The sequence below is a fragment of the Bradyrhizobium sp. U87765 SZCCT0048 genome (genome assembly GCF_018131225.1).
Taxonomy (GTDB): domain Bacteria; phylum Pseudomonadota; class Alphaproteobacteria; order Rhizobiales; family Xanthobacteraceae; genus Bradyrhizobium_A.
On sequence record NZ_JAFCMM010000001.1, the window covers coordinates 1,725,014 to 1,748,615 of the forward strand.

The following is a 23,602-nucleotide window of genomic DNA, read 5'->3' on the forward strand; positions in this document are numbered from 1 at the left end:
TGCGCTCTCCCCTGTTGCCTTATTGAATGAACGACCCGATCGGGTCGGCCTCGACCCGCGCCTCGATATGGCCGATCCCGTCGATCTCGACGCGCACGACGTCGCCAACCCTGAGCCATGGCTTGCCGGGCCGGAACGCGGCGACGCCGCCCGGCGTGCCGGTGGCGATGACGTCGCCGGGCTCGAGCGTGAAGACGGTCGACAGCGCCGCGACCAGCGCGCCACAATCAAAGATCAGGTTCTCGGTGTTGGACGACTGGCGCATCTCGCCGTTGACCAGCGTTCGGATGCCCAGCGCCAGCGGCTGCGGCAGCTCGTCCGGCGTGACGATGACCGGCCCCATCGGGCAATGGGTGTCCCACGACTTGCCCATCAGCACTGTCGGCGCACGAAACTGCCAGTCGCGCAGCGACAGGTCGTTGAGGATGGTATAGCCGGCGATGACCTTCGCGGCATCTTCGGCCGCGACGCGCCGGCAGCGCCGGCCGATCACCACGGCAAGCTCGGCCTCGTAGTCGAGCTGGTCGGATTCCGGCGGCAGATAGACCGGCGCGTAGGGCGCGCGCGCCGCGGTCGACTGTTTGTTGAAGAACACCGGGCGTTCGGGAAATCTGGCGTCGGGGCCACCGACCTCGATGGCGTGATCGCGGTAGTTGAGACCGGTGGCAAGAATTTTCGGGGGACGCAGGATCGGGCTCTCAATGATGACGGTGGAGCACGCCAGCGTTGCAGGCGCCGCCGCCGACGCTTCGCGCGCCCGCGTCATCGCCGCAGGGCCCGCTTCCAGGAACGCGACCATCTCGCGCGGCAGCTCCGGCGCCGCGACGCCGAGATCGACGATTGCCTCGTCCTTGAGAACGCCGATCCGCGTGCCGCCATCATCGGTGAAGGTGAGCAGTCGCATGCGGGTCCCCGGCGTTTCTTTTTGCAGCGCGGCATGTGCACCATGTCGCAGCCGTCGAGGGGTAACACCCGCAAATCGCGCGTGGTAATACAAAGACCTGATAGGGTTATGCGCAAAGTGATCGGGGCGGAGCCGGACGGAATGAATGAACGTGACACCGTGCGGCGGGGGCGATGGCGCGCCTCCTGAACACCCATGGCCTGCTGGCGTTTCTGGCCGTCGCCGAGCACGGCAGCATCAATGCCGCCGCCGAACAGCTCCATGTGTCGCAGCCGGCGCTGACCCGCACGATTCGCGAGCTCGAGGAACAGCTCGGCGCGCGGCTGTTCGAGCGCAACGCCAAGGGCGTGACGCTGACCGATTTCGGCTTCGGCATCCTCGGTCACGCCCGCCGGCTGCGCGCCGAGCTCGAGCTGATCGAGCGCAACGCCCGCGCCCATGTCTCGGGCAAGCGCCGTCACCTCGCGATCGGCGCGGTGCCGGTGCATCCGGTGGCACTGGTCGCCAAGGCGATCGTCGATCTCTACGCCGCCGAGAATGTCGCCGTCAGCGTCGTCGTCGGCTCACAGGCCGAAATGATCGAGCTGCTCAAGGCCGCCAAGGTCGAGATGGTGCTGGGCCCCCTTCTCACCCACAAGGACAGCACCGGCCTCGTGCAGGAACTGATCAACTACGAGGAGTTCGGCTTCTACTGCCGGCCCGACCATCCGCTCGCCCACAGCGCTGCGCCGACGGCGGCGGAGCTCGGCGCCGCGCGCTGGATTCTCGGCGGCCGCGACACCACGCCGCGCGCCCGCATCGACGCACACTTCGCCCAGGCCGGCGTCATCCTCGACGTGCCGCTGGAAACCGAGGACGTCAACCTGCGCCGTTCGATCGTGACGCAGTCGCAGTTCGTCTCGGCGTTTCAGACCCACCACGTCTTCAACGAGGTGCGCGCCGGCACCCTCGCCAAGATCGCGTATGTGCAGATCGAGGAGCGCCAGCCGATCGGATGCATCCGGATTGCCGAGCCGACCGAGTTGTCGCAGCGCCTTGTGGCACTGCTGCGCCAGACCTACGACAGCACGCCGCTCGCAAGTCCGGCCCCCTCCTTCCGATCACCCTGAAGCCGCCGACACCCGCTCAGACGCGCAGCTCCTGCAGCCACTGGTCGAGGCAGGCGCGGCCGTGACGATCGGCAGCAGCGGCGAAGGCGCGGGTGTCTGCCCGCAGCGCCGGCAGCGTGAGGCTGGCCTGCGCAAGCTCCGCGGCATGACCGATCAGCCAACGCTCAAATGTGCGCGCCTCGACCTCCGGATGGAATTGCAACGCCAGTGCATTGGCGCCGATGGCGAACGCCTGATTGAGACAGACCGCCGTCGAGGCCAGACGATCCGCACCATCCGGCAGGTCGAAGGTGTCGCCATGCCAGTGCAACACCGCAACGTTGTCGAGATGTCGCAGCGGCCCGGCGCGCCCTGCCTCCGTCAGGTTGACCGGCGCCCAGCCGATCTCCTTCGCGGGCCCAGGATAAACGCGCTGGCCGAGGGCGCGGGCCATCAGTTGCGCACCGAGACAAATGCCGAGCGTCGGCCGGCCTGCGGCGAGCCGCTGTTCGATCAGCGCGATCTCCTCGGTGAGAAACGGATACTTGTCGTCCTCATAGGCTCCGATCGGGCCGCCCAGCACGGCGAGCAGATCGGCGTCCTCCACCGCCGGGGCGCGGAGGTCGTCGACGCCAGCATCGCGATAGCTGATGGCGTAGCCGGAATCCGCAAGGGCCGGTGCGAAGATGCCCAAATCCTCAAAATGAACGTGGCGAATGGCGACGACAGTCTTCGGCATCGGCGATGTCCTCGTGCGCGCCGACCCGGCGATGGGCCCCGGCGGGCTTGCGGACATAGCACGGCGATCAAGTTCTTCGCCAGAACGCACCGCGCATGCCGAACGTGCACAAAATTGCGCTCGGGGCACTGTGGAGCGGACCGCTCCGCAGACGGCCGGCCAAGCGCCGCTCAGGCGGCGTGGCTGGTCGCTGCACCAAGGTAGAGCTGGTGCAACCGGTCCGGCGCCTCGCGCAGTTCGTTGCACGAGCCGTCATAGACCATCTGTCCGCGCCGCAACACATAGGCGCGGTCGCCGATCGCGAGCGCAAGCTCGGCGAACTGTTCGACCAGCACCACCGCGAGGCCCTGATCGGCGAGCTGACGGACCGTGGTCATCAGACGCCGCACGATCACCGGCGCCAGCCCCGCCGACATCTCGTCGACCAGCAGGATCTTGGGCCGGCCGACCAGCGCGCGGGCAATCACCAGCATTTGCTGCTCGCCGCCGGACAGCAGCCCCGCCTTGATCTGGCGGCGCGGCCGCAGCTCCGGGAACAGCTCATAGGCCTCCTCCAGCGCATCCGCCGAACGCGCCCCCGCGCGCAGGTTCTCGTCGGTGGTGAGCTGGCGGAACACCGTGCGGCCCTGCTCGACATGGGCAAGCCCGGCACGGACCCGCTCACCGGGCCGCGCCCGCTGCACGTCATGACCATCGACGGCAATGCGGCCGCTGGCAATCGGGATGACGCCGGACAGCCCCTCCAGCAGCGTGGTCTTGCCGGCGCCGTTGGCGCCGAGCAGCACGCTGATCTTGCCGCTCTCCACGGTCAGGTTGACGTCCCGCACCACCGGCAGATGAGAGCGGTCGACACAGACCGCCGAGACTTCGAGCTTGCTCATGCCGCCACCGTCCTGCCTTCCTCGATGCCAAGATACGCCTTGCGCACCCGCGGGTCATCGAGCACGACCGCGGTGGGGCCCGATGCGATCAGGCGGCCGAAATCCAGGACGTTGATGGTCGAACATGCCGTCCGCACCAGGTCCATGTCATGCTCCACCAGCAGCACCGACGATCCGAACAGTTTCGGTATCTCGGCGATGTGGCGGCCGAGCTTGAGAGTCTCGTCGTAGGACTGGCCGGCCGCCGGCTCGTCGAGCAGCACCAGTGCCGGCCGTGACGCGACGACGCCGGCGACATCGAGCAGGCGGCGGGTGCCGACGTCGACTTCGGCGACCAGCATGTCGCGATGCGGACAGCCCATCCAGGCGAGCACCGCTTCGAGATCGGCGTCCGACAACGCGCCCGCGGCCAGGCGGATGTATTCACCGACGGTCAGTTCCGGCGCGATACGGGTGGTCTGCCAGGTGCGACGGATGCCGCCGCGCGCCCGCAGATGTGCCGGCTGCCCTTCCTGCGGTTTGCCGTCGAGCTGGATGCTGCCTTGATAGGCGTCGAGGAATCCGGCCACCGCGTCGATCAGCGTGGATTTGCCGGCGCCATTCGGGCCGATCAGACCGGTGACCGACTGCGGCGACACCACCAGATCGACCGTGTCGAGCGCCACCACCGTGCCGTAGCGCACGGTGAGGCCGTGCGTCTCCAGCATGCCACCGCGCTCGCGCGGGCTGACCGAGAACTGCGGCGTCGCCGTGCCCCCGACCTCTGCCGCCTTGCGCAGACGCCGCTTGCGCACCGCCCGCCGCCAGACCTCGCTCAACGTCTCGCCGGCGCTCAGCGCATGGGTGGCGCCGAACGCAAACAGCACGTTGCCGATATCCTGGCCGAGATCGAGCCGGCGCAGGATCTCCGGAAACGCCGTGATCATGATGCCGCCGATCAGCGCGCCCTCGGCGAACTGGGCGCCGACCATGGTCGCCACCGCGAACAGCGCCAGCGAGCTCATCATGTTGAAGTTATCAGCCACCAGCGTGCCGAGATAGCCGGCGAGCAGGCCGCCGGAAATGCCGGCGATGAAGGCGCTGAGCGCGAACGCGGTGAGCTTGGCATAGGGAATGCTGATGCCATGGGCCGCCGCAGCCCGCTCGGAGTGGCGCACCGCGAGCCAGGTCGCGCCGATGCGGGCACGGCTGATGAACTCGAGTGCGACTGCGATGATTACGTAGAAGATCAGCGCGAAGATGAAATAGCCGCCGTCGCTGTCGAACAGGGCCGGCCGCACCACGGAGGTGAACGAGGTCTGCCCCGGAAAGGTGATGGTGGCCAGCACCGCATCGAACGCGGTGGCGAAGCCGAGCGTGACGATCGCCAGGTTGATGCCGCGCAGGCGCAGCGCCGGCAGGCCGATGGCGACGCCGAACGGCACGGCTGTGAGGCCACCGATCAGGATCCACAGCGGCAGGCCGCCCGGCGCCTCGGCCACGTTGAGCCAGCCGACCGTCCAGGCGCCGACGCCGGCGAACGACATCTGGCACAGCGCGATCATGCCGGTGCGTCCCGACACGAGACCGATGCTCTGCAGCGCGACGCCGGAGATCAGCACCGAGGTCGCGAGATAAGTCCAGTAGCCCGGAAGCACACCGACAATGAGCGCGCCCGCGACGATCGCCGCAAGGACGATCACCAGGCTCGAACGAAAACTAGCGTGCTTCATCCCAGCGGGCTCCCCGTTGCAGCCACAACAGCACCGCCAGAATGATCAGGAACGGTACCGCGCCGCGGTATTGATTGAGACTTCCGAACACGCTGGTCATGCCCTCGATCATGCCGATCGTGATGCCGCCAATCAGCGTCATCCAGAAGCTGCGGAACAGGCCGATCAGCGCCGCTGCCAGCGCGGGCACCACCAGGAGGCTGAGCGACATGAAATCGGGCGAGCGCTGCGGCGCAATCAGCATCAGCGAGAAGGTCGTGACCGCGCCGGTGATGCCCCATACCAGCAGCGCGAGGCGCTGCACCGGCACGCCGATCAGCTCGGCCGCCATCGGCCGCTCCGACAGCGCGCGCAGATGCAGGCCGGTGCGGGTGCGGTTGAGGAACAGGTCCGAGGCCACGGTGAACAGGATCGCCAGCGCGATGGTCAGCGCCGACGCCTTCGTCACCTCGACGCCGGCGAGACGGAACGCCGAGCCCGGAAACAGGTCTGGGAAATGATGCGGATGCTGGCCGCCGGTGACGCGCAGGCCGAACGCAACCATGCCAACCAGCAGCGCCACGGTGACCGCGGCCTTGCTGGAGGCCGTCGCCTCGGCGAACCAGCGCGTCATCACGAAGCCGATGGTAACGCCGATCAGGACACCGGCAAGAAGGCCGAGAAACACCGCCGGCCACAGCGGCATGCCGGCCTCGCTGAGCGCGATCAGCACGAAGGTGCCGGCAGCGCCGATCGCCGCGGCCGTGAAATTGATCACCGCGACCAGGCGGTAGGTGAAGACCGAACAGACCCCGAGCAGCGCATAGGCGCCGCCCGCGGTCAGTCCCGCAACCGCGGATGTCAGCAGAGCATTCATCGTCACTCCGTAGAATTCGGGCGGCGGACATGCCGCCGCCCTGTCGTCCTCATCCCTGAGCTTGCTTCGTCCGCGAACGGACGTCCATGCTTACATCGTCGGCAGCACGACCCAATCCGGCGTCAGCACCTTCCAGGCACCATGATCGAGCTTCATGATCTTGGTCGACTGCATCGGCGAGTGGGTTTTGTCCTCGCCGAAGATGTAGGGCGAACCCGCCAGCGGATACTTTGCCGGCTTCATCTTGAGCAGCGCGCTGGTGACGCTGTCGCGGGTCACCGGGCCGTCGATGCTCTTGATGACGTCGGTGAACACCTGAGCCGCGAGGTAGCCGCCCTGCGAGAACGCGGTGAGCGGACGCTTGGAAGCGTTCATCGCCACGATCCAGTCCTTGTTCGCCGCAGAGCCAGTCTCGGTGTAGGGCTCCCATTCGGTTCCGACATAGACCGGCTGGTTGGTGTCGGCGAGCGCCTTCGCCACCTGCTCGGTGTAGCCCGGCGCCAGGAACAGCCAGTTGATGCCGGTGATCTTCTGCGCTTCCGCGGTCTTGACCCACTGCACGACGCCGGGTTCGACCGAGTTGTTGATGACGGCGTCGCAGCCAGCATCACGCGCCTTGATGACGTACGGCGTGAGATCGCCCTGGTAGGGCAGCGTCAGATCCAGCAGATGGATCTTCTGGCTGGTGATCTTCTCCCAGTTGGCGAGCGCCGCTTTGTAGGCTTCCTGGGTGCCGCCGATGATGATGAAGAAGGCACACAGCTTCTTGGTGTTGAGCGAGCGGGTCGCATAATAGCTGACCGCGGTCGACAGCGCGAACGGGCCGACATTGACCGGCGCGATGCTCGGCGAGTTGAAGCAGGCGGCATCGACGCCGAGGCCCTGCACCGACATCACGTTCTTGCGCTTGTAGGTGGCGCCGTTGACCTGGCACTCCAGCAGGCTGGCCGAGCCGACCATAGCCACCACTTCCTTGTTGTCGATCAGGTCGCGCGCGGCCTGGGCGGCAACCTGCGGGTCGGCCTTGTCGTCGGAGATGGTGTAATCGATCTTGCAGCCGTTGATGCCGCCGGCGGCATTGAGCTGATCGAACGCCGCCGCGGTCGCCTTTGGCACTTCGCTGAAGTCCGCCGGGCCGGTCACGGTCGATACCGCGCCGACCTTGATCGCGCCGCCCGCGCAGGTCGGACCGGCCGCAAAAGCCTGTCCGGAGAGAGCCAGAAATCCGAGGCTGGCCGCCCCCGCCATTGCTATCGTTCTCAAATGCTTCATTGTCGTTCCCCCTAGGTGCTTGTCGTCGTTCAGATCGTTTCGAACTGCCGGCGCTCGTCGTGGTGTGCGCCCGCCGGCTGGCGCAGTCGCGCGGGCTCGATCGCGGCGAACCTGCACAGGGTTCGCTCGATCAGCGCGCGCGGAATATCCCGCACGATGAAGACGAGCCGCGTGGTGCGGTCATCTGTCGGCCAGGCATCGAGATCTCTGGGCGGATGGAACACGTGCTGCACGCCATGGACCACCACCGGGCGGTCGGGCTTCTCCGCGACATTGACGAGGCCCTTGAAGCGCAGCAACTCCTCGCTCTTGAGCGAGGCGACGTAGTCGAGCCAGGTCGCGAACGGCTCCCATGCCACCGGGCCGTCGATCAGCAGGCTGAACGATTGCACGCCATGGTGATGGCTGCCGTGGCCATGGTGCCCATGGTCACCATGACTGTGACCGCCATGGTCATGATGATCGTGCGACGGATCGGTGCAGCCGGCATCATGACAATGATGGTGCGGCGTCCCGGCGGCGAGCGACGGAGCGCTGCGCGCGAACCAGGCGACAACCTCGGCGCTGCGCGCCGCCGGATCGAACAGGCCGATATCGAGCACGTCCGCCGGATCGACCGCCCCATCGCGCACCAGAAGAATGTCGGCCGTGGGATTGAGACCGGACAGCCGGGTGGTGAGGCTTTCCACGGTCGCGTGCGCGGCAAGATCGGTCTTGGTGATCAGCAGACGGTCTGCGACGGCGACCTGCTTGACCGCCTCGGCATAGCTGCGCAGCGTTGCCTCGCCGTTGACCGCGTCGACGGTCACCACGATACCATCGATGCGGTAGCGCGCCGCGATGTCGGGATCGACCATCAGGGTGTGGAGCACGGGCGCCGGATCGGCGAGGCCGGTGGTTTCCAGCAGGATGCGGGAGAAGCGTGGCAGGTCGCCGGCCTCGCGCCGGCGCAGCAGGTCCTTGAGCGTTTCGACGAGGTCGCCGCGCACCGTGCAGCAGATGCAGCCGTTGTCGAGCAGCGCGAAGCGTTCCTCGCTGGTCTCGATCAGGAGATGATCGAGGCCAACCTCGCCGAACTCGTTGATGATCGCCACGGTGCCGTCGAGCTCCGGCTTCCGTAGCAGATGGTTCAGCGCCGTGGTCTTGCCGCTGCCGAGGAAGCCGGTCAGCACCGTGACGGGAACGAGGTCGGCTGCGGCCATACGGTCAGCCCCGCTCGTAGACAATGCGGCCTTCGAACAACGTCGTCAGCACGCGGGTGTCGGCGAGTTCGTCATTCGGCGTCTCGAAGACGTTGCGATCGAGCACGATGATGTCGGCGGACTTGCCGACTTCGATCGACCCCGTGGTGCGGCCAAGGCCGATCGCCCGCGCCGCGCTGATGGTGTAGGTCTCGAGCACAGTGGCGAGGTCGAGCGCCTGCTCCGGCCACAGCGACTGGCCCGGGAACTCGCCGGACGGATTCTGGCGGGTGACCATGCCCTCGATGCCGGTCCACGGATCGGGGTTGGGCACCACCGGCCAGTCCGAACCGCCGGCGATCAGTGCGCCCGCCTCGTGCAGGCTCTTGTTGGGCCAGAACCGCGTTGCCCGCTCCTCGCCCATCGCCGCCTTGTGGCCCTCGAGGAACACGGTCGGATACCAGATGATCGGCGACAGGTCCGCGGCGACGCCGAGCGCGGCAAAACGCGCGATGTCCTGCGGCGCGATATAGCTGGCGTGGGCGATGTGGTGGACGAGCGTGGTCGGGCCGTTGAAGCTGCGCACGACATCGATGGCGTCGAGCGCCTGGCTCACCGCGGCATCGCCGGCGCAGTGGATCTTGACCGCGATGTTCTGCTTCTCGCACTTGCCGACCCAGCGCACGAGGTCCGGCACCGTCAGCATGGTGGTGCCGCGGAAACAGCAGCCATGGATGGGATCGGCGACATAAGGCTCGTGGAACGCGGCGGTCTTGGCGCCCGGCACGCCGTCGAGGAAGATTTTTGCGTAGTCCGGCCTGGCATGGACACCGCGATAGCTCTCGCGCAGCGCAAACAGCGCATCGCCGGCGAGGCCGAACATGAATGACGGCTCGATCGCCGGCATCGCCGCGACCGACCACGCCGTCAGCTCGCCACGGTCGTCGAGGCCCTTCAGCGCCGCAAGGATCGGCTGCATGCTGGCCGCATCAAGAAAGCCGGTGACGCCGTAGGAGTTGAGCAGCGCGATCGAGCGGGCCACTGCCGCGCGGTCCATCTCGGCGGTGTAGTGGCCGGACTCGGCGAGCGCACGCTCGACGAGGCCCGACGCGGCTTCGATCATCACGCCGGTCAGCGCGCCGGTGTTGGGATCGCGGCCGATCTCGCCCTGCTCGGGGTTCGGCGTATCGCGGGTGATGCCGGCGAGCTTCAGCGTCGCCGAATTGACCCAGCGGTTGTGATAGGTATCGTCGCGCAGCAGCACCGGGTTGTCGCCACTGGCGGCATCGAGCAGCGCCAGCGCCTCGGTGGTGTTGATGCGGCCCAGCTGATCGGTGCCCCACTGGCCGCCGACGATCCAGCTGCCGGGCTTTGCCTTGGCGGCGGCCGCCGCGATGCGGTCGGCGATGTCGCGAATGCTCAGTGTCGAGGGAAAGCGCGTCTCGTAGAGATCGGCCTGCCCGCCCATCATGATGTGGTTGTGAACGTCGACGATGCCGGGCATCGCCATGCGGCCCTGCAGATCGAGAATCCGGGTCGCCTTGCCGATCATCGAGGTGACATCGGCTTCGGACCCGACCGCGACGATGCGACCGCCCTTGATCGCGACCGCGCTCGCCCACGACCGTGACGGATCGACCGTATAGATGCGGCCATTCCGGATCACGAGATCGGCGGCCTGAGACTCCTGCACCATGGGGAAAACGTCCTGTTCAACTGTCATCAGATCATTGCCGTCGGCGCGTCGCGAACAATCAACCATATGGCTGATGTGTCGTCCGTCCCGCCCGCCGCACGGCCGAAGTCCGGCGCCGCACGGGCGCCGGATTGTGCCCCGTCAGCTGCAGCAATGGCCGTTCGCGTCGCGGCCGTCGACGCTGCGCGCGTTGCGCTCGGCCGGCAGGTCCATGGCCGGGTTGGCGTCGAAGAAGCCGTTCGGCTTCAGCATGAAGCCCGCATACTCCACCGGCATCACCGGAAAATCCTCCGGCTTGCAGACATGGGTGTGGCCGAACGAGTGCCACAGCACGATGTCCTGGTTGTCGATGTCGCGGTTCTGCTGGATGTAGCGCGGCAGGCCGTCGCCGCCGGCATGGACGTTGGGATAGTCGCCGCTGGCATACTTCTCCGCCGGGTCATGGCGCGTCACCCAGACATGACGAGTCGCGAAGCCGCCGCGATGGCGCACGGTGCTGCCCTCCTGCGCCAGCATCAGCGGGCTCGGCTGCACGATCAGCTTGTAGCCGGTCGGCTTGCCGACGCTGTTCTTCTGGTTCGGATTGACCACTTTCCAGTAACGGCCCGTGGCGCCGTCGGCGATTCGCGCCGCGTCGCGCTCGCGCTGCAGCGTGCGGCTGGTGGTGTCGAACACATTGCCATAGGGATTGTCCTTGCCCCAGGGCCGCGGCACGAACTCGTGCTCGGTGACGCTGTTGCCGCCGCCGTCGACATCCATGTGCAGGCGCACATTGAAGAAGTGCTGGTGGGTCGGGCCGCCGAGACCGTCATCGACCATACCGCCCCACGGATAGGTCGCCCCCGGCGCCACCGCCGCGGTCTGGATGATGCCGGTGAGCTTGGCCTCGAGCTGGATGGTGCCGTCCTGGTAGAGATACCAGTAGAAGCCGTAATCATAATTGCCGACGGTGGCGAAGAAGCTGATCACCAGGCGGCGGGAGCGGCGCACTTCATAGGTGTCGTTGCGGAACTCGTAGTGCTTCCAGAGGATGCCATAGTCCTCCTCATGCATGCACACCGCGTTCTTCATCACGAACGGACGGCCGAGATCATCGGCCGCCGGAATGTCGAAATAGCGGATATGGCCGAGGCAGTCGCATCCCAGTTCCAGCGCATTGGCGAGCTTGCCAAGGCCATACTCGCCGGCATCGAACGCGCTCTTCCAGTAATGGTTGGCGGTGGGATCGGCGTAGGGCACCACCATCTCGGTGACGCTGGCGCGATGGACGATCGAGCGCTTCCTGCCCTTGTCGTCGTAGGACAGCTGATGCAGCACGAGGCCCTCGCGCGGCGTGAAGCCGACACGGAAATTCCAGCGCTGCCAGGACACCTCCCAGCCATCCACCGTAAAGCTGGCGCCCTCCGGCTGCACGATGTGCAACGGCTTGATGTCGGTGCGGGTCTCGCTGATCGATTCGCGATTGTAGTCGCGGTTCTTGCGCGGGATCGGCACCACCACCTCGTCGTCGACAAGGTCGGTGACACGGTTGGCGACGAGATCGACGACCGCGACCACGCCCTCGATCGGATGGGCGTAGCCGTTGTCCTTGAGGTGAGAGCGATAGTAGCTGACAGCACGAACGATGCGGCGGCCCTTCTCGACATCGCGACCGAAGAAGCCTGACGAGAACGGATCGATCTGCGCCAGCTCCATGTCGGCATCGGTGAGGCCGCGGCGGCGCATCGCCCGCCGCCAGCCCTCATCGGCCTTGACGATCTGCTCGCAGCGCGCAAATTCTTCGAGCATCACCGGCGGCTGGCCATAAGGCGCGGCATCGTTGGGCAGCCGCGCCCACTGGCTGACCGCCCCGGCGGTCAGGTCGACCACGGCCTCGTGCGCGGCACCCGTACGGGCATCCAGCACCAGCAGGAAAGCCCGGCGGGCGAGCGCCGCGCCGCCGGCATGGGCGGCGAGCTCCGCCTTGGTCGGCTCGGCCAGATGGACCATGGCAAAGCGCGTCTCCGGGCCGAGTTTCTGGCTAGCCGTCAGCAGGCTGGTGGCCAGCTCGATTTCCTGGAGCGACAGCGGATCGAGCGGATGACCGACCCCCAGGGCCTTTTCCGCCGCGGGGGCGCAGGCGCAGGTGTCCGTTTGCGACATGGCATTTTTACCCTTGATGAACCTGCGCGAGTGTCAGCGCGGCCGGCCCGGTTGAAAATCAACCGTTCGGTGGACGACCGCACTGCAGCATGGCAGGGACAGCCGCTGAGACAGCCGCAGGCCGCGGCAACGGGACGGCGCATTCCGCAACGGCCGGCAAGGGCTCCGGCCGACGGCCGTTTCAGTGGAACCGGGACATCAGGGCAACCACCGCCGAGCGGTTCTCCACCCCGAGCTTCTCGAAGATGTGCAGCAGATGGGTCTTCACCGTCGCGAGGCTGATGGTCAGGCAGGCGCTGATCTCGCGGTTGGTGCGGCCGCAGCACAACAGGTCGATCACCTCGCGCTCCCGCGCCGTCAGGCCGTAGCGCGTGATCTTGCGATCGATGGTCTCCATGGTCGATTCACGCAGCAGCGTGAACTCCATGTATTCGTGCATCTTGGCAGCCATGGTCATGGCGCTGTCGGGAATTGCCATGCCGTCGCGCCACATCACGCTCATGCCAGCCACGATCCGGCTCTCCTGGCGGAAGAAGAACTCGATCATGTCGCCGATCCCGAAATGGGACGAGAACGAGCGGTAGGTCTCGACATCCGGCGTGTGGACGGTGGCGATCTCGTCGGTTAGCCGCGCCACCCCCCGCCGCGTCGCCTGCATGTTGCGCACATGCAGCGGATCGAAGCGGTTCATCCGCTCGACGTACTGGCGGTGAAAGTCCATGGGGACGCCGCGCAGCAGAAAGTTCCCGAGCGACATGTCGTGATTGACCCGGTAGAACGCCGCGCCGCTCGCCTCGAGCACGTCGTTGGCGAATTGCATGGTTCGTTCCGCCGCCGGATCCACGACGTCCGTCATCATATCCATCGTGCCCTCCAACTCTCTCCCGCCGGGGATTCTTGATGCACCCGTTGGGACGAACGCTGCGGTAGTCGGATGGTCCAGTCAAGCAATTTGCGGGCCACGCTTGACTGACAGTGCCCTTTGTCGAGCACCGCGGCCCGATCAACCATTCGGCTGATGGTGATCCCGGCCGTTTCTCCCGATCATGGCAACCATAGCTTGAGGGGACGGCATGGCGCTATCGGCAGACGGCGACGCCACACACGGTGTCGCTCCGCACACTCTGGCGGCACTGCGCGCCCGGGAAGAGCGGAAATTTCGGGAACAACGGCCGCGGGCGCAGCAGCTGCACGCCGAAGCGCTGCAGCACATGCCCCATGGCGTGCCGCTGCACTGGATGAGCCAGTGGGGCACGCCGTTCCCGATCTTCGCCGAACGCGCCCAAGGCGCGCGGCTGACCGACGTCGACGGCCACACCTACGTCGACTTCTGCCTCGGCGATTCCGCCTGCATGTTCGGCCACGCCCATCCCGCCCTGGCCAAGACCATCGGCGAGGCGATCACCCAGGGCGCGTCCTACATGCTGCCGACCCGCGACGCCATCGCGGTCAGCCGCGAGCTCGGCCGCCGCTTTCGCGTGCCGTACTGGCAGCTCGCCACCTCGGCGACCGAGGCCAATCGCTTTGCGCTGCGCATCGCACGCATGATTACCGGGCGCGACAAGGTGCTGGTGTTCAACGGCAAGTATCATGGCTCGGTCGACGAGACGCAGGTCGAATTGCGCGACGGCGCGATGCGGCCGCAGCACGGCGTCAATCCCAACGGCGTCGACTTCGCCCGCACCACCAAGGTGGTGGAGTTCAACGATCTCGCCGCGCTCGAGGCGGCGCTCGCCGACCGCGACGTCGCCGCCGTGCTCGCCGAACCGCACATGACCAATATCGGCATGGTACCGGCGGCCGACGGCTTCCACGACGGCCTGCGCCGCCTGACCCGCGAAACGGGGACGCTGCTGATCATCGACGAGACCCACACCATCTGCATGGGTCCGTCCGGCGGCACCGGCGCGCTCGGCCTCGACCCGGACATGGTGGTGCTCGGCAAGGTGCTGGCCGGCGGCATTCCCAGCGCCGTCTACGGCATGAGCGAGCACCTCGGCAAGGCGCTGGAGCACATCACCGCCGGCCCCGGCATCAACCACTACGGATTCGGCGGCACGCTGGCCGCCAACGCGCTGACGCTGCGCGCCATCCGCACCTCGCTCGACGAGGTCATCACGGAGGCGAGCTACCGCCACATGGCGATGGTGGCCGAAGCGCTGAAAAAGGTCATCGCGCGGCGGATCGCGCAGTTCAACCTGCCGTGGCATGTGACGCGCATGGGCGCGCGGGTGGAGTATCTCTACCTGCCACATCGCCCGCGCAGCGGCGGCGAGGCCGCGCGCGCCCGGTCCGACGACATCGAGCTGCTCAGTCATCTCTATTTCGCCAACCGCAACGTGCTGCTGACGCCATTCCACAACATGGCGCTGATCTCACCGTTCACCACCCTCGACGACATCGCGACCTATGACCGCGTATTCGGCGAGATGCTCACCGACTTCACCTCCTCCCCATCGACTGACGAGTGACCATGACCAACGCTTCTGCCGACGCCACCAACTGGATTTCCGTAGGCGCCCTGGCGCAGAGCTTCGCGCCCGACAACAACAATCTCGTGCGCTCCGCGGATCTCGACGGCAAGACGCTCACCTTGCATTTCGCCGACGGTCGCACCGCGACTTGCGCATTCGGCAAGGACGGCGCCATCAGCTTCAGCGGCCCGGCCGGCCGCGGCGACAGCCACTGCCTCGCCACCTGCCTGCGGCCCGGCATCTATTTCGTTGATTTCGTGTTGCCCGACGCCCGGCCGCCGGCCTCGGTGTCGCTGGTGCTCGACCTCGACCGCAAGGTCGCGACCTCGGTCGTGGCGCAACTGCCGGCCGGCGAGGTCGCCCACCGCAGCATCTTCCGCCAGGCCCAGCAGCAGCAAGAACTGACATCGGTCGGCGCCGACATCCAGTTCGCCTCGATCGACCGGCCATTCGACGCCGCCGCCGCGCATCATGCCGCGACAACCGAGCTGACCGGCGTCCGCCTGCAGCATCGCTACAATCCACACGAAGTCTACGAGCACATCTATCTCAACGAACATCGGTATGCCTGGCATTGCCTGTCCGGCGCCGAAAAAGGCCTCGCCGATGTCGACCGCGCGCACTACATCAAGATCGCCGACAAGCTCTACCTGTTCATCTGGCGCGAGAAGGTGGTGCCGACGCTCGGCGCGGTGCTGGTCGATCTCGAGCAGATGAAGACCACCGGCAAGATCTTCGGCTATGCCGACGACAGCCTCTCGACCGTCAGCAACTTCCAGGTCGGCGCCGTCAGCAAGCTCGTCAACACCACCGTCCACACACTCTAGAGCGGAGAGGATTCTCCATGCGCTTCGCCAACAAGACGGCGCTGATCACCGGAGGCGGCACAGGCATCGGCGCGGCCGTCGCCCGCCGCTTCCATGCCGACGGCGGCAAGGCCATCGTCACGGGCCGGCGCAGGGAGCCGCTGGAGCGCGTGGCCGCCGAGACCGGCGCACTGGTCGCGGTCGGTGACGCCGCCGATGGCAACGACATGCGCCGCGCAGTCGAACTCGCCCTGGACACGTTCGGCGGCCTCGACGTCCTGGTGGCCAATGCCGGCGGCCACGGCTTCGGCACCGTCGAGGAGATGGACGACGCCACCTGGCGTCAGGCCACTCACTCCAACCTCGACACCGCCTTCGTTTCAGCGCGCGCCGCGCTGCCGTCGCTGCAGAAGCGGCGCGGCAATATCGTGGTGGTATCCTCGCTCGCCGGGCTGTTCGCCGGACCCGAGGTGGCAGGCTATGTCACCATGAAGCACGCCCTGGTCGGCCTGACCAAGTCGCTGGCGCGCGACTTCGGCCCGCGCGGCGTGCGCACCAATGCGGTGTGCCCGGGCTGGGTCAAGACCGACATGGCCGACGGCGAGATGGATGTGATCATCCAGAAGCATGGCCTGCCCTCGATCGAGGCAGCTTACCAGCTCGTCACCCGCAACGTGCCGATGCGGCGTCCGGCCGAGCCGGACGAGGTCGCCAACGTCATCTGCTTCCTCGCCTCCGACGAAGCGGCGATGGTGTGCGGCGCGATGCTTCCGGTCGATGGCGGCTCCTCGGTGGTGGACCTGCCGACCATCGGCTTTGCCGACTAAGGATATTGGACCAGCTCCGGCCCGGCGGCCACACGCTCCGCCGCGCCGTTTCCCGAGGCTTTCCAAGCGTGCTCCTCCCTCCATGCCCGGCCTCCGTGCCGGGCATCTTTTTGTGGAGAGGTGGGCGGGGAAGGACAAAACGAGGGTGGCGCGATCAGCCTTGCAGCGTTGACGAGCCGTGAAGTACCGATCCACCGTGCGCTCCGACTATTATCGCCGGCATTTCGATTCCGTTGCCGCCGCCCACCACATTCAATGCGTCATGCGCGGGCTTGACCCGCGCATCCAGCTTGTTCTCCAAGCGGCAGAAGCATCCGAAGCTGGATCACCGGGTCACGGCGCTGCGCGCCGGCCCGGTGATGACGCAAAGAGAAGCGGCGAACGTTGTCCCGTCTCCTGGTCATTCCGGGGCGTCGACGACGGGTCCGCTCGCAGCGCTGTCCGATGACAGGCTACGCGACGCCCCCGGAATCTCGACCACTGATCTTGCCGCGATGAGTCATGGCCTTGACGTAACGAGGATGCCCTTGACGTCGCTCGAACGACGACGTCAGCGCTCACGCGCTCATGCCGCCATCGACCATCAGCATGGCGCCGGTGGTGAAGCTGCTCTGATCGGACGCGAGATAGACGACGGATTTTGCGACCTCGTCGGGCGAGGCGTGGCGGCCGAGCGGGATCTGACTGTCGAAGAATTCAGTGGCGTTGCGGCCGATGATCTCGCTGAGATCGTCCTCGACCCGTTGCTGGAAATCGTTGGCGATCGGCCCGGGATGGATGGTGTTGACACGGATGCGGCGGCCAGCGAGCTCCTTGGCGAGGCAGCGCATCAGCCCGACCTGGGCATGCTTGGCGGTGATGTAGGCGTAGACGCCGGGATCGCCGCGCGTGCCGGCGACGCTCGATGTGATGACAATGCTGCCGCCGTCGTTCATGCGAGGAGCGGCAAGCTTGCACATCAGGAATGCCCCCTTGACGTGCACCGCATAGACCGCGTCGAACACATCCTCTGGGTACTCGGCGATCGGCCGCACCGTGCCGAAATTTCCGGCGTTCGAGAACAGCACGTCGATCTTGCCGAAGCGCGCGACCGCTGCGTCGAGCGCGGCTTCCACGCTCGCGCGGTCGGTGACGTCCACCGCCATACCAACGACATCGGTCGAGGCAAGGCTCGCCTCCGCCGTTCGCAGCTCGGCCTCGCGGCGATCGAGCAGCATCACCCTCGCACCTTCCTTCAGAAAGAGGCGCGCGGCCGCAATACCAAGGCTCCCGGCGCCGCCCGTCACGATACACGTCTTGCCGTTGAGCAAACCCATCACAACTCTCCCCCGGCGGCGCGGCGCGCCGCTCTCCGATCAATCGCTTGCAGGCATCGGCGAGGCCAAAGCCCCGTCGCCGCCATCAGCGAAACAGCTTGTTGACGTAATCGGCGCCGATGCCGACCTTGTCGTAGTGGTCGCGGCACATCTGGATATACTGGTGCACGTCAAAATAGCCGTTTGGTTCGCCGTGCTCGTCGAGCCAGATCAACGGCCCCTTGACCTGGAAGAACACCCGCATCGGCTCCTCGTGATCATAGGCGACGAGCGTGTGGCCCTCTCCCGGCGTCTCGTAAACGAAATCGCCCTTGGTCGCAGTCCAGTCGTGCTCGAGATACCCCCACTTGCCGGAGATGGTGTAGGCGAACACCTCATGCGGATGATAGTGGCGGTTCACCAGGCCCGCCTTCTTCGCCATCAGGATATCGCACCACTTGTTCTGGCTCGGCGAGATCCACAGCGGCCGCGAGAACACCGTGTCGGTGAACGGCACGTAGTAGCGTTCGTCGTCGGTCGGCGCATTGGCAAGATACACCTCGGGCAGCGCATCGGGCTGAAAGACCTTCGTGATCGGCTTCAGATCACGCCAAAATTCGCTCGTCGCAGCCTCCGGCATTCTAACTGTCTCCTGAGTTGTCCAAATCGGCAGTGGCGTTGTTCTAGATGGCCGAACCGGCGCCCGGTAGCCTCAGGCGTGGTCCAAATCCCTTCTGGTCAAATGATCATTCCCGCCCGATCAAGACGCCTCGTTCCCCTCGCCTCCCCGTTGAATCTAGGCTGACGGGACATTCCGTCGCAGGCCCGAGAGCGTCCGACGGAACCAGGTGATCGTCGCAGTCGAACGCCGACACCGCATGCTTTCAATGATTTTCATAACGCTGCCCGTCGCGGGCAGAATTTGAGGGGGAGACTTTGATGTCGCGTCTATCGCGTTCACTCATGACAACGGCCGCTGGAGTGGCCGGCCTGATCGGCTTCGCCGCCATGACCGACTGCCAGGCCGCCACGGTCAAGTGCGGACTGAGCAACGGCCATAAGGCAACCGGTGCGCCGATCAACATCGGCGCCATCGTCAGCAAGACAGGTCCCGACGACTTCAGCGCCTCGGCCCGCTCCGCCGAAGCCTATTTCAAGTGCGTCAACGACAACGGCGGCATCAACGGCCGCCCGGTCAACTACATCATCGGCGACGATCAGTGGAATCCCGAAACCGCCGCGCAACTGCGTGCCAAGCTGGTCGACGACCAGAAGGTGGTGGCGATGGTCGGCAATTCCAGCTTCGTGGAATGCGCCGCCAACGCCAAGGGCTATGAGGCCAGCAACACGCTGGTGATCGCCGGCGTGGGCGTTCCCCGCGAATGCTTCACGGCCAAGAACTACGCGCCGCTCAACGCCGGGCCGCGGCTGTCTTCGATCGCGGCCGCGCAATACATCCACGAAGCCTATGGTGCCAAGACTTTCGTCTGCGTGGCGCCGAACATTCCCAATGTCGGCGCGTGGTCGTGCGACGGCATTGAGACCTGGGCCAAGGCCAACGGCCTGAAGTCAACCACCATCCTGGTCGATCCCGGCTCGTCCGACGCCAACTCGACCATCCTGCAGGCGGCGAGTTCTAAGCCGGATTCGATCATCCTCGGCATGCCCAAGGGCGTCATGCTGCCGCTGATGGTCGCCGCCGAACAGCAGGGCCTGATCGACAAGATCAAGTTCGGCTCCGCGGCGTCGGGCTACAGCAACGACGTGCCGGGCGCGCTCGGCGCTGCCTGGGACGGCAAGTTCGTGGTCAACATGGAATTCCAGCCGCTCGACTCCAAGGAGGCCGACAACACCAACTGGCTCGGCGTGATGGACACGTACGCCTCGAAGGACGTGCCGCGCGACACCTTCGCCCAGGCCGGCTACCTCGCCGCACGCCTCGCGACGGAAACGCTGCTCAAGCTCGATCCCGCCAAGATCGACCGCGACAGCGTCACCACTGCGCTGCGCGGCGTGACCAGGTTCGAGAGCGATATCCTCTGCAGCACCTGGTACTACGGCGCTGACGCGCCACGACACAACGCCAACAACACGCTGCGGACCTCGGTCACCAGCGGCAACACCTGGAAGGCGGTCGCCGGCTGCGCCAAGATTGTCGATCCCGAGCTCGCCGACATCCGTGCGTACGAAAGCAAGGCGGGGATCGTCCGCTGAATGGGGAGCGCGTCCCGGAAGGCGGGTTCGCCTGCCTTCCGGGCGTTGCTATCCCCCCTCGCCACCTCTGGATTGACCTGATCGCATGCTGCTGCCCTTCATCGTGTCCGGCCTCGGGATCGGGGCCGTCTATGCCCTGTCCGGGGTCGGGCTCGTGGTGCTGTACCGCGCCACGAGCGTTCTCAACTTCGCCTATGGCGCGGTCGGCGCGCTCGGCGCGTTCTGCGCCTGGTCGGTGATCAATGCCGGCTACGCTGCGCCGCTCGGCTGGCTCGCCGCCATTGCGGTCGCAACCGCCGGCTCGTATGCCTATGGCCGCTTCGTCGCGCCGCGCCTCGCCTTCCGCGATCCGGTGGTGCGCGCGGCCGGTACGCTCGGCTTCGCGCTGGTGCTGCTCGGCTTCATCGGCTGGATGTGGGGTGAAATCCCGCGCCGCCTGACGCTGCCGACCGACCGCACCTATCTCGACCTGTTCGACACCCGCCTGACCATGACGCGGGTGCTGGCAATCGGCCTTGCGATCGTCATCGTCGCAGCGATCAGCGCCCTGCTGGCGCGCACGCGCCTTGGGCTGCAGATGCGCTCGCTGGCGGACAACCGCGATCTCTCCGGCCTGCTCGGCATTCGCGTGGTGAAGGTGGAGACCATCGCCTGGGTGATCAGCGGCGTGTCCGCCGGCATCTGCGGCGTGCTGCTCGCCAACATGGTGCGGCTGCAGGGCCTGCAGCTGACCTTCCTGGTGATCCCGGCCATCGCGGCGGCGATCCTCGGCCGGCTGTCGTCGCTCACGGTTACGGCTATCGCGGGCATTGTCATCGGCGTGATCGAGGCCTGCCTCAGCATCTTTCCGGCGATCGCCGCCTATCGCACCGCCACGCCCTTCGTGGTCGCCCTGATCGCGGTCGCCGTGCTCAGCACCACCGCCAAGCTGAAGATGGAGCAGCGATGAGTGCCCTGGACGCCGGTGCGGTCGGCGATGTCGTGGCGGTCCGCCGTCCGGGTCTTGACCGCTACCGCAACATCGTCGTCATCCCGCTGGCGTTGATCACCGCCGCGCTGGTCGTCGCCGCGCTCGCCAACGGCTACTGGATCTCGACCCTGACGTCGGCGACCGCGATCGCGCTGGCGGCGTCGGGCGTCGGACTGCTGTACGGCCAGCTCGGCCTCGTCTCGCTGTGCCAGTACAGCCTGCTCGGCGTCGGCGGCTGGGTGGCGCTGCGGCTCGGCTTCGCCTTGCATCTGCCCTTCGAATTTGGACTTGTCGCCGCCGGCATTGCGTCGTCGGCGATCGGCGTATTGTGCGGCCTGCCGGCGCTGCGGCTGCGAGGACTGTATCTCGCGCTGGTCACGCTGATGCTGGCCGGCGGCTTCCAGGTTCTGATCAACGCCTGGGGCTATCCCGACGGCGGCCCCGGCTTTCTTGGCCGCGCCGACGCCACCCAGCGGCTGATGATGGCGCGGCCGGCAATCGCGGGCTCGAACAGCGCCTATTTCGTCTACTGCGTGGGCGTGCTGGCGCTCGGCCTGATGCTGGTCGAGCTGCACCGCCGCACCAGGCCGGGCCGCGCCTGGGCGCTGATCCGCGCCGGCGAGACCACGGCACTCGCCTCCGGGGTCAACCTTTTGCTGTACAAGACCTGGGCATTCGCCCTCGCGGGCTTTCTCGCCGGGGTGGCCGGCGCGCTGCTCGCGGGCGGCGTCGGCCAGCTCGACGGCCGCGCCTTCCCAGCCTCGGAATCCCTCAGCCTATTCGCGCTCACTGTGGTCGGCGGCGTCTACAACTGGGTTGGCGCGGTGATTACCGGCCTGTTGCTGCGCGCAGTGCCGTCGTTGCTGACCGACTACGGTGTCGACGGCAATGTCGCGATGATTTTCTTCGGCGCCGCGCTGTTGCATGCCTTGATCACCGCGCCGACCGGCGTCGCCGGCCAGCTCACGGACCTGATCGCGCGCATCGGCCGCCTCACCGGGAGGACAGCGCGATGATCCGCATCCGCGATGTCACCGTCCAGTTCGGCGCGGTCCGCCCGCTGGAGGCGCTGTCCGCCGACCTCGCCGCGCCGATCGTCGGGCTGATCGGCCCGAACGGCGCCGGCAAGACCACCCTGCTCAACGTCCTCTCCGGCTTCGTGCGGCCGCGCCAGGGCGCGATCGACATCGACGGCACCAACTTGCTGGCGCTGACGCCGACGCGGCGCGTCGCCTTCGGCCTGCGCCGCACCTTCCAGACCGAGCAGATCGCCGACGACCTCACCGCCTGGGACAACGTGCTGGCGATCGCCGACCACATGCCGCGCGGCGGCTCGGCGCCGGAGGAGCAGGTCGAGCGCGCACTGCACTATGTCGGGCTCGGCTCTGTGGCGCAGACCCTGGGAGCGGCGCTCAACCTGTTCGAGCGGCGTCTTTTGGAAATCGCCAAGGCGCTCGTCGGCAAGCCGCGCCTGATCCTGATGGACGAGCCGGCGGCCGGCCTCAACGAGGCGGAATCGATGCTGCTGAAGCAGCGCATCGTCGGCATCCCCTCGACGTTCGGGGCGCAGATCCTGCTGATCGACCACGACGTCGACCTCATCGCCGTCACCTGCACCGAGACGCTGGTGCTCGATTTTGGCAAGCGCCTCGCCCTCGGACCGACCCGCGCCGTGCTCGACGAGCCGGTGGTGCGCGAAGCCTATCTTGGAAACGCATGACATGACGAATACCGCCCGCGTCGAGATCCGCGACCTCGTGGTTCACCGTGCCGGCAAGGCGGTGCTGCACGGCGTCTCGCTCGACATCGCCCCCGGCGAGGTCACCGCGCTGGTCGGCGCGAACGGCGCCGGCAAGTCGTCGCTGGTCGGCGCCATCGCCGGCGCCCTTCCCGTCACCACCGGCCACATCATCTTCGATGGCCAGCGCATCGACGGCCGCCCGCCCGACACGGTACGCCGCGCCGGCATCGCCGTGGTACCGGAAGGGCATCGCATTCTGGCGTCGCTGACGGTGCGCGACAACCTGCGTGCCGCCGGCAGCATGCACACCACAGCTATTCTCGCCGACGAGATCGAGCGGGCTCTGGCGCTATTCCCGGAGCTGAAGGCGCGGCTCGACATCGCCGGCGGAGCGCTGTCGGGGGGGCAGAAGCAGATGGTCAGCATGAGCCAGGCGCTGATCGCCCGGCCGCGCTTCCTGCTGATCGACGAGCTGTCGCTCGGCCTTGCCCCCGCGATCGTCAAGCGCCTCGCCGAGACGCTGCCCCGCATCACCGCCGGCGGCACCGGCATCCTGCTGATCGAGCAGTTTACGACGCTGGCGCTATCGCTGTCGCGCCAAGCCTATGTCCTGGAGCGCGGAAGGATCGTTTTCAGCGGCAGCGCCGCAACGCTCCAGGACAATCCGGACATCCTGCACAGCGCCTACCTCGCCGGCGGCAAGCGCCTGGCCGAGGCGGAAACGTCTTAGGTTGGGCGCGGCAAGCGCAACTCCGATCGCGGAGCCATAGCCCGGGTGAGCGCCGCCACACTGGGTCAGGGCTT

Annotated in this window: 22 protein-coding genes; 9 read left to right on the plus strand and 13 right to left on the minus strand. The window is 66.9% G+C overall.

The genetic code is table 11. The features are described 5' to 3' along the window. Positions 1-19: 19 nt before the first annotated feature. Positions 20-904, minus strand: a complete 885-nt coding sequence (locus tag JQ639_RS07485; RefSeq protein ID WP_211965479.1) for a fumarylacetoacetate hydrolase family protein — start codon at positions 902-904, stop codon at positions 20-22. A gap of 173 nt (positions 905-1,077) precedes the next feature. Here JQ639_RS07485 and JQ639_RS07490 point away from each other — a divergent pair, with 173 nt between their 5' ends. Beyond that, on the plus strand, positions 1,078-2,013 hold the full coding sequence (locus tag JQ639_RS07490) for a LysR family transcriptional regulator (protein WP_211965481.1): 936 nt from the start codon (positions 1,078-1,080) through the stop codon (positions 2,011-2,013). Between the two features lie 16 nt (positions 2,014-2,029). Here the strand turns inward: JQ639_RS07490 and JQ639_RS07495 are convergent, their stop codons facing one another. From JQ639_RS07495 to JQ639_RS07535, 9 genes are all read right to left on the minus strand, one after another. After that, positions 2,030-2,731, minus strand: coding sequence for a glutamine amidotransferase (locus JQ639_RS07495; RefSeq protein WP_211965483.1), 702 nt, complete (start codon positions 2,729-2,731; stop codon positions 2,030-2,032). A 170-nt stretch (positions 2,732-2,901) separates the two neighbouring features. Next, positions 2,902-3,612: an ABC transporter ATP-binding protein gene (locus tag JQ639_RS07500; protein WP_211965484.1), complete on the minus strand. Its 711-nt coding sequence runs from the start codon at positions 3,610-3,612 to the stop codon at positions 2,902-2,904. Further along, positions 3,609-5,324, minus strand: coding sequence for a branched-chain amino acid ABC transporter ATP-binding protein/permease (locus JQ639_RS07505; RefSeq protein WP_211965486.1), 1,716 nt, complete (start codon positions 5,322-5,324; stop codon positions 3,609-3,611). Before JQ639_RS07505 ends, JQ639_RS07500 begins: the two co-directional genes overlap by 4 nt. Beyond that, positions 5,311-6,180: a branched-chain amino acid ABC transporter permease gene (locus JQ639_RS07510; RefSeq protein WP_211965488.1), complete on the minus strand. Its 870-nt coding sequence runs from the start codon at positions 6,178-6,180 to the stop codon at positions 5,311-5,313. The genes JQ639_RS07505 and JQ639_RS07510 overlap by 14 nt, the downstream gene beginning before the upstream one ends. A gap of 90 nt (positions 6,181-6,270) precedes the next feature. Next, complete coding sequence (locus JQ639_RS07515) at positions 6,271-7,452, minus strand: ABC transporter substrate-binding protein (protein WP_211965490.1); 1,182 nt, start codon at positions 7,450-7,452, stop codon at positions 6,271-6,273. A gap of 29 nt (positions 7,453-7,481) precedes the next feature. Next, on the minus strand, positions 7,482-8,654 hold the full coding sequence (locus tag JQ639_RS07520) for a CobW family GTP-binding protein (protein ID WP_211965492.1): 1,173 nt from the start codon (positions 8,652-8,654) through the stop codon (positions 7,482-7,484). A 4-nt stretch (positions 8,655-8,658) separates the two neighbouring features. Next, positions 8,659-10,329: an amidohydrolase gene (locus JQ639_RS07525; protein ID WP_211965493.1), complete on the minus strand. Its 1,671-nt coding sequence runs from the start codon at positions 10,327-10,329 to the stop codon at positions 8,659-8,661. Positions 10,330-10,470: 141 nt separating this feature from the next. Continuing rightward, a complete protein-coding gene (locus tag JQ639_RS07530; protein WP_211965495.1) occupies positions 10,471-12,471 on the minus strand; it encodes a primary-amine oxidase in 2,001 nt (666 codons plus the stop codon). A 181-nt stretch (positions 12,472-12,652) separates the two neighbouring features. After that, the gene (locus JQ639_RS07535; protein WP_211965497.1) at positions 12,653-13,336 is read right to left on the minus strand and encodes a helix-turn-helix transcriptional regulator; all 684 of its coding nucleotides are present in this window, start codon (positions 13,334-13,336) and stop codon (positions 12,653-12,655) included. A 208-nt stretch (positions 13,337-13,544) separates the two neighbouring features. Here JQ639_RS07535 and JQ639_RS07540 point away from each other — a divergent pair, with 208 nt between their 5' ends. The 3 genes from JQ639_RS07540 to JQ639_RS07550 are packed head-to-tail and all read left to right on the plus strand — an operon-like array spanning position 13,545 to position 16,578. Next, a complete protein-coding gene (locus JQ639_RS07540) occupies positions 13,545-14,942 on the plus strand; it encodes a transaminase (RefSeq protein WP_211965499.1) in 1,398 nt (465 codons plus the stop codon). A gap of 2 nt (positions 14,943-14,944) precedes the next feature. Further along, positions 14,945-15,772, plus strand: coding sequence for a molybdenum cofactor biosynthesis F family protein (locus tag JQ639_RS07545; RefSeq protein ID WP_211965501.1), 828 nt, complete (start codon positions 14,945-14,947; stop codon positions 15,770-15,772). A gap of 17 nt (positions 15,773-15,789) precedes the next feature. Then, positions 15,790-16,578, plus strand: a complete 789-nt coding sequence (locus JQ639_RS07550) for an SDR family NAD(P)-dependent oxidoreductase (RefSeq protein WP_211965503.1) — start codon at positions 15,790-15,792, stop codon at positions 16,576-16,578. 154 nt (positions 16,579-16,732) lie between these two features. On the opposite strand, the gene JQ639_RS07555 is transcribed toward JQ639_RS07550, so the two are convergent. The 3 genes from JQ639_RS07555 to JQ639_RS07565 all read right to left on the minus strand — a co-directional run bounded on the left by JQ639_RS07555 (position 16,733) and on the right by JQ639_RS07565 (position 18,513). After that, positions 16,733-16,879 (minus strand): hypothetical protein, encoded by a 147-nt coding sequence (locus JQ639_RS07555; RefSeq protein WP_211965505.1) that lies wholly within the window; start codon positions 16,877-16,879, stop codon positions 16,733-16,735. Positions 16,880-17,135: 256 nt separating this feature from the next. After that, positions 17,136-17,894, minus strand: coding sequence for an SDR family NAD(P)-dependent oxidoreductase (locus tag JQ639_RS07560; protein ID WP_211965507.1), 759 nt, complete (start codon positions 17,892-17,894; stop codon positions 17,136-17,138). A gap of 85 nt (positions 17,895-17,979) precedes the next feature. Continuing rightward, complete coding sequence (locus JQ639_RS07565) at positions 17,980-18,513, minus strand: 2,4'-dihydroxyacetophenone dioxygenase family protein (RefSeq protein WP_211965509.1); 534 nt, start codon at positions 18,511-18,513, stop codon at positions 17,980-17,982. A gap of 323 nt (positions 18,514-18,836) precedes the next feature. On the opposite strand from JQ639_RS07565, the gene JQ639_RS07570 reads away from it, so the two are divergent. The 5 genes from JQ639_RS07570 (at position 18,837) to JQ639_RS07590 (ending at position 23,528) form a co-directional block, all read left to right on the plus strand. After that, positions 18,837-20,087, plus strand: a complete 1,251-nt coding sequence (locus tag JQ639_RS07570; RefSeq protein WP_211965511.1) for an ABC transporter substrate-binding protein — start codon at positions 18,837-18,839, stop codon at positions 20,085-20,087. 85 nt (positions 20,088-20,172) lie between these two features. Next, positions 20,173-21,036, plus strand: coding sequence for a branched-chain amino acid ABC transporter permease (locus tag JQ639_RS07575; protein WP_211965513.1), 864 nt, complete (start codon positions 20,173-20,175; stop codon positions 21,034-21,036). Further along, the gene (locus JQ639_RS07580) at positions 21,033-22,073 is read left to right on the plus strand and encodes a branched-chain amino acid ABC transporter permease (RefSeq protein WP_211965516.1); all 1,041 of its coding nucleotides are present in this window, start codon (positions 21,033-21,035) and stop codon (positions 22,071-22,073) included. The genes JQ639_RS07575 and JQ639_RS07580 overlap by 4 nt, the downstream gene beginning before the upstream one ends. Then, positions 22,070-22,777 carry an ABC transporter ATP-binding protein gene (locus tag JQ639_RS07585; RefSeq protein WP_211965518.1) on the plus strand — a complete coding sequence of 236 codons (708 nt, stop codon included), beginning with the start codon at positions 22,070-22,072 and terminating at the stop codon, positions 22,775-22,777. The genes JQ639_RS07580 and JQ639_RS07585 overlap by 4 nt, the downstream gene beginning before the upstream one ends. 1 nt (position 22,778) lies before the next feature. Then, positions 22,779-23,528: an ABC transporter ATP-binding protein gene (locus JQ639_RS07590; protein WP_211965520.1), complete on the plus strand. Its 750-nt coding sequence runs from the start codon at positions 22,779-22,781 to the stop codon at positions 23,526-23,528. The last annotated feature ends 74 nt before the right edge of the window (positions 23,529-23,602 follow it).

Excerpts from the sequence above, each read along its gene's own strand:
- JQ639_RS07510 (WP_211965488.1), bottom strand. The coding sequence starts at position 6,180 with ATGAATGCTCTGCTGACATCCGCGGTTGCGGGACTGACCGCGGGCGGC.
- JQ639_RS07535 (WP_211965497.1), bottom strand. The coding sequence starts at position 13,336 with ATGGATATGATGACGGACGTCGTGGATCCGGCGGCGGAACGAACCATG.
- JQ639_RS07585 (WP_211965518.1), top strand. The coding sequence starts at position 22,070 with ATGATCCGCATCCGCGATGTCACCGTCCAGTTCGGCGCGGTCCGCCCG.
- JQ639_RS07560 (WP_211965507.1), bottom strand. The coding sequence starts at position 17,894 with ATGGGTTTGCTCAACGGCAAGACGTGTATCGTGACGGGCGGCGCCGGG.
- JQ639_RS07540 (WP_211965499.1), top strand. The coding sequence starts at position 13,545 with ATGGCGCTATCGGCAGACGGCGACGCCACACACGGTGTCGCTCCGCAC.
- JQ639_RS07490 (WP_211965481.1), top strand. The coding sequence starts at position 1,078 with ATGGCGCGCCTCCTGAACACCCATGGCCTGCTGGCGTTTCTGGCCGTC.
- JQ639_RS07530 (WP_211965495.1), bottom strand. The coding sequence starts at position 12,471 with ATGTCGCAAACGGACACCTGCGCCTGCGCCCCCGCGGCGGAAAAGGCC.
- JQ639_RS07575 (WP_211965513.1), top strand. The coding sequence starts at position 20,173 with ATGCTGCTGCCCTTCATCGTGTCCGGCCTCGGGATCGGGGCCGTCTAT.
- JQ639_RS07550 (WP_211965503.1), top strand. The coding sequence starts at position 15,790 with ATGCGCTTCGCCAACAAGACGGCGCTGATCACCGGAGGCGGCACAGGC.
- JQ639_RS07485 (WP_211965479.1), bottom strand. The coding sequence starts at position 904 with ATGCGACTGCTCACCTTCACCGATGATGGCGGCACGCGGATCGGCGTT.
- JQ639_RS07520 (WP_211965492.1), bottom strand. The coding sequence starts at position 8,654 with ATGGCCGCAGCCGACCTCGTTCCCGTCACGGTGCTGACCGGCTTCCTC.
- JQ639_RS07500 (WP_211965484.1), bottom strand. The coding sequence starts at position 3,612 with ATGAGCAAGCTCGAAGTCTCGGCGGTCTGTGTCGACCGCTCTCATCTG.
- JQ639_RS07515 (WP_211965490.1), bottom strand. The coding sequence starts at position 7,452 with ATGAAGCATTTGAGAACGATAGCAATGGCGGGGGCGGCCAGCCTCGGA.
- JQ639_RS07495 (WP_211965483.1), bottom strand. The coding sequence starts at position 2,731 with ATGCCGAAGACTGTCGTCGCCATTCGCCACGTTCATTTTGAGGATTTG.
- JQ639_RS07525 (WP_211965493.1), bottom strand. The coding sequence starts at position 10,329 with ATGGTGCAGGAGTCTCAGGCCGCCGATCTCGTGATCCGGAATGGCCGC.
- JQ639_RS07590 (WP_211965520.1), top strand. The coding sequence starts at position 22,779 with ATGACGAATACCGCCCGCGTCGAGATCCGCGACCTCGTGGTTCACCGT.
- JQ639_RS07580 (WP_211965516.1), top strand. The coding sequence starts at position 21,033 with ATGAGTGCCCTGGACGCCGGTGCGGTCGGCGATGTCGTGGCGGTCCGC.
- JQ639_RS07545 (WP_211965501.1), top strand. The coding sequence starts at position 14,945 with ATGACCAACGCTTCTGCCGACGCCACCAACTGGATTTCCGTAGGCGCC.
- JQ639_RS07505 (WP_211965486.1), bottom strand. The coding sequence starts at position 5,324 with ATGAAGCACGCTAGTTTTCGTTCGAGCCTGGTGATCGTCCTTGCGGCG.
- JQ639_RS07565 (WP_211965509.1), bottom strand. The coding sequence starts at position 18,513 with ATGCCGGAGGCTGCGACGAGCGAATTTTGGCGTGATCTGAAGCCGATC.
- JQ639_RS07570 (WP_211965511.1), top strand. The coding sequence starts at position 18,837 with ATGACAACGGCCGCTGGAGTGGCCGGCCTGATCGGCTTCGCCGCCATG.